Origin of the sequence: Streptomyces sp. NPDC004126 (genome assembly GCF_050275515.1) — a bacterium.
Taxonomy (GTDB): Bacteria; Actinomycetota; Actinomycetes; order Streptomycetales; family Streptomycetaceae; genus Streptomyces.
The window spans coordinates 20,865-28,383 of the sequence record NZ_JBNNPF010000076.1; the positions used below are offsets into that span (position 1 = coordinate 20,865).

Sequence of the window (7,519 nt, forward strand, 5' to 3'; positions counted from 1 at the left end):
GGAGCCTTCGATGAGCACCGCTTCCGTCTCCTTCCGGCCCGGCGCCGTCCTCGCCGACCTGCTGCCCGCGAGCCGCGTCAGGGACGCCGTCCTCGTCGTCGGCGGAGCCGCGCTCACCGGCCTGGCCGCGCAGCTCTCCGTGCCCGTCCCCGGCTCGCCCGTCCCCGTCACCGGACAGACCTTCGCCGCCCTGCTCGTCGGCACGGCCTTCGGCGCCCGCCGCGGCTTCCTGGCGCTGGCGCTCTACACCCTGGCCGGCATGGCCGGCATGCCGTGGTTCGCGGACGGCACCTCCGGCGCGGCCGGGGCCTCCTTCGGCTACGTGCTCGGCATGCTGCTGGCCGCCACCCTCGTCGGCGGCCTCGCGCGGCGCGGCGCCGACCGCTCGGTGCTGCGTACCGCGGGCACGATGGTGCTGGGCTCGGCCGTGATCTACGCGGTGGGCGTGCCGTACCTGATGGCCGCCACCGGCATGTCGCTGGGCGCGGCCGTCGCGGCGGGCCTGACCCCGTTCCTGATCGGCGACGCCCTCAAGGCCGCGCTGGCCATGGGCGCGCTCCCGGCCGCCTGGAAGCTGGCCGGCCGGCGCGGCTGAGCCGCCCCGTTCAGCGCAGCAGCCCCGGACCGCGAGCGGGCGGTCCGGGGCTGCTGCCGTGTGCGGGGGCGCGTCAGGAGACGTCGACCGCGGCGTCGACGGCGACCTCGGCGGCAGCCCCGGCCGCGAGCTCGCCCTTGCGGCGCGAGTTGCGCACCACGCCGACCACGATCACGACGGCGGCGACGAGCAGGGAGTACAGCACCGTCTCGCGGTTGTCCTTGTCGTAGACCATGTAGCCCAGGACGAAGGTGATCATCGCGGCGGTGGCCCAGGTCAGGTACGGGAAGAGCCACATCTTCACCGTGAGCTTCTCCGGGGCCTCGGCGACGAGGATCTTGCGCATGCGCAGCTGGGTCAGGCAGATGACCAGCCAGACGAAGAGCGCGATCGCACCGGAGGAGTTCAGCAGGAAGCTGAAGACGGTGTCCGGGTTGGTGTAGTTGAAGATCACCGCGACGAAGCCGAAGACCGTGGAGCCGAGGATGGCCGCCATCGGCACGCCCCGCTTGTTGACCTTCGCGAAGGACTTGGGCGCGTCACCGCGCTCGCCCAGCGAGAACGCCATGCGGGAGGCGGTGTAGAGGCCCGAGTTCAGGCAGGACAGCACGGCGGTCAGGACGATCACGTTCATGATCTGGCCGGCGGCCGGGATGCCGATGGAGTCGAGGGCCGCGACGTAGGAGCCCTTGTCGACGATCGACTTGTCGTTCCACGGCAGCAGGGTCAGGACGACGAAGATCGAGCCCAGGTAGAAGACGCCGATGCGCCAGATGACCGAGTTGGTGGCCTTGGTGACGGCGCGGCGCGGGTCCTCGGACTCGCCTGCGGCCAGGGTGACGATCTCGCTGCCCATGAAGGAGAAGACGACCATCAGCACACCGGTGAGGACCGAGCCCCAGCCGTTGGGCATGAACCCGCCGGCGTCGGTGAGGTGCGCGAAGCCGGCACCCGGGTTGTCCGAGCCGGGCAGGACGCCGAAGACGGCGAGCATGCCGACGACGACGAAGGCGCCGATGGCGACGACCTTGATGCCCGCGAACCAGAACTCGAACTCGCCGTAGGAGGCGACCGAGCCGAGGTTGGTGGCGGTCAGGACGGCCATCACGATCAGGGACCAGGCCCACTGCGGGACGGCCGGGATCCAGCCTTCGAGGATGACGGCGCCGGCGGTGGCCTCGACGGCCAGGACGACGACCCAGAAGAACCAGTACAGCCAGCCGATGGAGAAGCCGGCCCAGCGGCCCAGCGCGCGGTCCGCGTAGGCGGAGAAGGAGCCGGAGTTCGGGCTCGCGGCGGCCATCTCGCCCAGCATCCGCATCACGAAGACGACCATCGCGCCGACGAGGGCGTACGAGATCAGGATGGCGGGGCCGGCCTTGGCGATGCCGCCGCCGGAGCCGACGAAGAGTCCGGCGCCGATGACACCGCCGATGGCGATCATGGAGAGGTGGCGGTTCTTGAGACCGGCCTTGAGACCGTCGGAGGGCTGGGTGGAACCGGGTTCGCCGGGGCCGCCTGCCTTCTGAAGGGTCGTCGTGGTGCTCATGGACGAATCCTTAGGTTCTCGGGTGGAGAGTTCCGGCATTCAAACCCGATTTCCGGCCAGTACGGAAGACCTTCTTCCGATAGTTACCTAAGGCCCCCAGTCCGGGACCAAGGTCCCGACCCCTCCCGTCTGCGTTCTTTGGGTTTACTTGAGGTTTAGAAGTGATTTATGCGACACCCCTCTGCGGTCGTCGGAGGCCGCGCATGCCACACTCGACCCATGCGCGTGTATCTCGGATCCGACCATGCAGGCTTTGAGCTCAAGAACCACCTCGTGGACTGGCTCAAGAACAACGGCCACGAGCCCGTCGACTGCGGGCCCCACATCTACGACGCCGTCGACGACTACCCGCCGTTCTGCCTCCGCGCCGCGGAGAAGACCGCCGCGGACGCCGACAGCCTCGGCATCGTGATCGGCGGCTCCGGCAACGGCGAGCAGATCGCGGCCAACAAGGTCAAGGGCGTCCGCGCCATCCTCGCCTGGAGCGTGGAGACCGCGAAGCTCGGCCGCGAGCACAACAACGCCAACGTCATCTCCGTCGGCGGCCGCATGCACAGCCAGGAGGACGCCACCAGCTTCATCGAGGCCTTCCTGGCGACCCCGTACTCCGGCGAGGAGCGCCACACGCGCCGCATCGACATGCTCTCCGCGTACGAGACCACCGGCGAGCTGCCCCCGATCCCGGCCCACCACCCGCAGGACCAGTAGTACGCCGTGCCGCCGGACGCACCCGTCCGGCGGCACCCCCGTTCGCATCGAGGAGCGCCGCCGTGCCCGAGGGGCATACGATCCACCGCCTCGCCCAGGACCACACCGAGCGCTTCGCCGCCCGCCCGGTACGGGTGAGCAGCCCCCAGGGCCGCTTCGCCGAGAGCGCCGCACTCCTGGACGGGCGCGAGCTGGAGAGCGCCGAGGCGCACGGCAAGCACCTGTTCCTGGAGCTGGGCGACGCCTGGATCCACATCCACCTCGGCCTCTTCGGCAAGCTCGGCTTCGGCCCCGCCCCGGCCCCGCCGGCCACCGACACGGTCCGGCTGCGCCTGCTGAACGAGGACCACTACGCCGACCTGCGCGGCCCCACGGCCTGCGCGCTGATCGGCGAGGGCGAGAAGAAGGCGATACACGACCGCCTCGGCCCCGACCCGCTGCGCGCCGCCGACGACCCCGGCCGCGCCTGGACCCGGATCTCCCGCAGCCGCACCACCATCGCCGCCCTGCTGATGGACCAGAAGGTCGTCGCGGGCGTCGGCAACGTCTACCGCGCCGAGGTCCTCTTCCGGCACGGCATCGACCCCTACCGGCTCGGCCGGGACCTCACCCGCGCCGAATGGGACGCGATGTGGGCCGACCTGGTGGCGCTGATGCGCGAGGGCGTACGCAGGAACCGCATCGACACGGTCCGCGACGAGCACCTCCCGGAGGCGATGGGCCGCCCGCCGAGGGTGGACGACCACGGCGGCGAGGTGTACGTCTACCGCAGGGCGAACATGCCCTGCCACATCTGCGGCGGCGAGATCCGCACCGCCGACCTCGCCGCCCGCAACCTCTTCTGGTGCCCGGCCTGCCAACAGCGCTAGCCGCGCGGTGTCCCTGGGGCCCCGCTGCGCGGAGCCTCTGGGGGCGGAGCCCCTGGGAACGGTGGAAGGGCGGGGAGGGGCAAGCCCCGCGCAGCGGTACCGGACCCCGCCCGGCCCCTAGAAGTTGTGCGGCAGCCAAGGGGCCACGTCGCCGGCGAAGGCCCGCGAGGCCTCCCGCAGCGCCCCCGCCCGGAGCTCGCGCACGCGCCCGGCCGCCGCCAGCGAGGTCAGCGTGACCCCGCCCAGGTACGCCGCGCCCAGCTCCCGCACCGACAGTGCCAGATCCGCAGCGTCGGCCGTGGGCGCGCACCGCACGGCCCCGTCCCCGCCGGCGGTCAGCCGCCACCGCCCCGCGTTCCACGGACAGAACGCGTCCTCCACCTCCAGCACCACGTCCACCGCGGCCCCGTACGCCCGCGCCTCCAGCGCCGCCGGCAGGTCCACCAGCCGCAGGTGCAGCGCGTCCCGCTGCTGCACCCTGCACCGCCGGATGTCGCTGACCAGGTGCAGCAGCGGGTCGTCGACAGGCTGCCTGTACGCCCGTACGTGCCAGGTCAGGTCGATCTCGAAGAGGTAGCGCCACAGCGCCGCGTACGCCGCCGGGTCCGCCGCGTGCACCTCGCCGACCTCGACCTTGCCGTCCGAGCCGATCAGCTCCCAGTCGGGCTTGACCCGGTACCGCGCGTACCCGACCACTCCGCCGGCAGGGCCCTCGGCCACCACGCACTTCAGCGGCGAGGCCCCGCCCCGGAGCTCCGGCACGTCCTGCAGCGCGTCCCGCTCCCAGCCCGGCTGCCGGGCGAGCATCCCCGGCCGGGCCGCGACCAGGCCCGCGTACACCCGTTCGCAGTCCGCGAGGGACTTCTCCGGGTCCACGAGCCGCAGCCGCACCTCGTCCGTCCCCGGCGGCACGGACAGGCGTACCCGGGTGGTGTCGATGTCGACGGCCAGGGAGTACGCGGCGGTGCCGTAGCCGAAGCGGCCGTAGATCTCCGGCTCCGAGGCCGTCAGTACGGCGATCGGCTCCTCACCCGTACGGATGCCGTCCAATTGGCGCCGCATCAGCGACGTCAGCACCCCGCGCCTGCGGTGGGTCGGCGCGACACCCACCAGGGTCACGCCCGACGCCGGAACCAGGGCCCCGCCCGGCACCGAGAGGCGGAAACCGAAGGCCGAGGCCGAGCCGACGCAGTCCTCGCCGTCCCAGACGCCGAGGGAGCGGTCCGGTTCCGTAAGCGATCGCAAGAGCTCCCGGGCCGGTGCGGGTTCGGTCACACCGCCGAACGCCAGTTCCAGATGATCGAACCAGGCATCCCACTCATTCTGCTTCAAAACCCGCATCTCAAGAGCCATGCGGTCATCCTTACTCGGCCGATCCGCCGCAGTCGAAGGGTTTTCGCCCCGCGAAGTGCCATTGGTCCGGGGGTCCCCCTGCGCAGTCACAGCCGGGATGGATATGGTCCCGAAGCAATGGCCGGAGCACGCGTGGAGACGTTCATGGCCCGGATGCGCATGCTGTCGCACCGGGCGCGCACAGCCCTGCGCAAATCCGCCGTCGACTACTTCCGCGGCGACGCCTCCGACTGGCTCGCCTTCGCCGGCCTCCTCCTGACCGTCCCCGCCATAGCCTGCGGCACCCTCCTGATGCCCGTCTGGTTCTCCCCGTCGGCCCTGGTCCTGCCCATCGTCGCCGGCGGCCTCCTGCTGCGCCCCGCCAGCCTCCTCGGGCTGTACGCCGCCGCCGCGGCCGCCCTGATCGTCGAGGCCCTCGTCCTCGGCCCCTACACCCAGGGCCCCGCCCGGGTCACCCCCGGAACCGTGCTCGTCGTCGCCGCCTGCGGATTCTTCGGACTGGTCATCGCCCAGTTCCGCAGCCGCGTCGGCGTGCCCTGGAGACGCGGCGGCACCATGCTCTTCGACCTGCGCGAACGCATCCGCGTCCAGAGCAAGCTGCCCGCCCTGCCCCGCGGCTGGCACCGCGAGATGGCCCTGCGCCCGGCCGGCGGCCAGTCCTTCTCCGGCGACTTCGTCGTCGCCGCCCGCACCAACGGCGGCCGCACCCTCGAAGTCGTCCTCACCGACGTCTCCGGCAAGGGCATGGAGGCCGGCTCCCGCGCGCTCCTCCTCTCCGGCGCCTTCGGCGGCCTCCTCGGCGCCCTCCCGCCCCAGGACTTCCTCCCCGCCGCCAACGGCTACCTCCTCCGCCAGGACTGGGACGAGGGCTTCGCCACCTCCATCCACCTCGTCCTCGACCTGGAGACCGGCGACTACGAGCTGCTGTCCGCCGGACACCTCCCCGCCCTCCAGCTCTCGGCCGGCACCGGCCGCTGGCAGGAGGTCACCGGCGAGGGCCCGCTGCTCGGCGTCTACGACGGCGCCGAGTTCGAACCCGCCCGGGGCAACCTGCGGCGCGGCGACGTCCTCATGCTCTTCACCGACGGCCTCGTCGAGACCGCCGACCGCGAGATCAGCGAAGGCATCGACCGCCTCACCGGCGAAGCCGACCGCTACGTCGCCGCCGGCTGGGACGGCGCCGCCTGGCACCTCATCGAGAAGGTCGCCAAGGACGTCAACGACGACCGCGCCCTGCTCCTCATCCGCCGCTCACCCTGACGGCCCCGGGGTGGGGATTACCCCACCAGCCGTCCGCCGGGCCGCTCCATGGCCCCCGCCGCACGCTCCTCCGTAGCGTCGGGGGCACCAACGGACAGCAGCGGACACCGGTACGGAAGGCGGCACACCATGGGGCTCAGGCGGACCAGGCGGCACGACGCGCAGAGCGGACCCGCCGTGGAGCTGAGCGGCGTACGACGCGTCTACGGACGCGGCAACGCCACCGTGCACGCCCTGCGCGGCATCGACCTCACCCTGCCGCGCGGCAGCTTCACCGCCGTGATGGGCCCCTCCGGCTCCGGCAAGTCCACCTTCCTCCAGTGCGCCGCCGGACTCGACGTCCCCACCGAGGGCTCCGTCCGGCTCGGCGGCACCGAGATCACCACCATGGGCGAGAACGAGCTCACCGAGCTGCGCCGCAGCCGCCTCGGCTTCGTCTTCCAGGCCTTCAACCTGCTGCCCTCGCTCACCGTCGAGCAGAACGTCCTGCTCCCGATGAGCCTCGGCGGCGGCCGCCAGGACCGGGCCCGGGCCGCCGAGCTGCTCGCCCGGGTCGGCCTGGACGGCAAGGGCCGGCGCCGGCCCGCCGAACTGTCCGGGGGACAGCAGCAGCGGGTCGCCATCGCCCGGGCCCTGGTCACCCGGCCCGACGTGGTCTTCGCCGACGAGCCGACCGGCGCCCTCGACACCACCACCGCCGCCGAGGTGCTCGGCCTGCTCCGCGACGCCGTCGACTCGCTCGGCGCCACCGTCGTCATGGTCACCCACGACCCGGCCGCCGCCGCCCACGCCGACCAGGTGCTCTTCCTCGCCGACGGGCTCATCGCCGACCGGCTGCCCCGCAGCCCGGCCGCCACCATCGCCGCCCGCATGACCGCCCTGGCAGGCCGCCCGACCCCGTCGTACACGGCAGCCTGATGCCCCTTTTTGACGCGCCGCTTGCGCGGCTCGGCCCCTGGGGGCCTTACCGGCTTCGCGGCGCTGCGCCGGACTCCGTCCGTCGGGTGTGGGGCGGGGCCGGTTCGGGTGGCTGGGGCCGGTGGGTGTGTGCGGGTGGGTGTGCCGCTGCGCGGGCGAGGTCCCCTACCCGCCCTTCCACCGTTCCCATGGGCGCTGCCCCTGACCCCGGTACGGGCGCTTCGCGCCCGTCGCCTCAAACGCCGGCGGGGCTATAAATAGCCCCGC

General features: G+C 72.5%; 7 protein-coding genes. 5 read left to right on the forward strand and 2 right to left on the reverse strand.

The genetic code is table 11. The features are described 5' to 3' along the window. The first annotated feature begins 10 nt into the window (after positions 1-10). Positions 11-595: a biotin transporter BioY gene (locus ACQKM2_RS37760; RefSeq protein WP_427717949.1), complete on the forward strand. Its 585-nt coding sequence runs from the start codon at positions 11-13 to the stop codon at positions 593-595. Positions 596-668: 73 nt separating this feature from the next. Here ACQKM2_RS37760 and ACQKM2_RS37765 read toward each other — a convergent pair whose 3' ends face one another. After that, positions 669-2,144 (reverse strand): amino acid permease, encoded by a 1,476-nt coding sequence (locus ACQKM2_RS37765; protein ID WP_427717952.1) that lies wholly within the window; start codon positions 2,142-2,144, stop codon positions 669-671. A gap of 219 nt (positions 2,145-2,363) precedes the next feature. Between ACQKM2_RS37765 and ACQKM2_RS37770 the strand changes: the two genes are divergently transcribed. Together ACQKM2_RS37770 and ACQKM2_RS37775 are read left to right on the forward strand one after the other, a co-directional pair. Continuing rightward, entirely contained in the window at positions 2,364-2,852 is a 489-nt protein-coding gene (locus ACQKM2_RS37770) for a ribose-5-phosphate isomerase (RefSeq protein WP_427717954.1), read from the forward strand. Between the two features lie 62 nt (positions 2,853-2,914). Beyond that, positions 2,915-3,721 carry an Fpg/Nei family DNA glycosylase gene (locus ACQKM2_RS37775; protein WP_427717957.1) on the forward strand — a complete coding sequence of 269 codons (807 nt, stop codon included), beginning with the start codon at positions 2,915-2,917 and terminating at the stop codon, positions 3,719-3,721. A 117-nt stretch (positions 3,722-3,838) separates the two neighbouring features. Here the strand turns inward: ACQKM2_RS37775 and ACQKM2_RS37780 are convergent, their stop codons facing one another. Continuing rightward, positions 3,839-5,074, reverse strand: a complete 1,236-nt coding sequence (locus tag ACQKM2_RS37780) for a GNAT family N-acetyltransferase (RefSeq protein WP_427717960.1) — start codon at positions 5,072-5,074, stop codon at positions 3,839-3,841. Positions 5,075-5,191: 117 nt separating this feature from the next. Here ACQKM2_RS37780 and ACQKM2_RS37785 point away from each other — a divergent pair, with 117 nt between their 5' ends. Both ACQKM2_RS37785 and ACQKM2_RS37790 read left to right on the forward strand, forming a co-directional pair. Continuing rightward, positions 5,192-6,334: a PP2C family protein-serine/threonine phosphatase gene (locus tag ACQKM2_RS37785; protein ID WP_427717963.1), complete on the forward strand. Its 1,143-nt coding sequence runs from the start codon at positions 5,192-5,194 to the stop codon at positions 6,332-6,334. A 129-nt stretch (positions 6,335-6,463) separates the two neighbouring features. Beyond that, complete coding sequence (locus ACQKM2_RS37790) at positions 6,464-7,252, forward strand: ABC transporter ATP-binding protein (protein WP_427717965.1); 789 nt, start codon at positions 6,464-6,466, stop codon at positions 7,250-7,252. Positions 7,253-7,519: the final 267 nt, after the last annotated feature.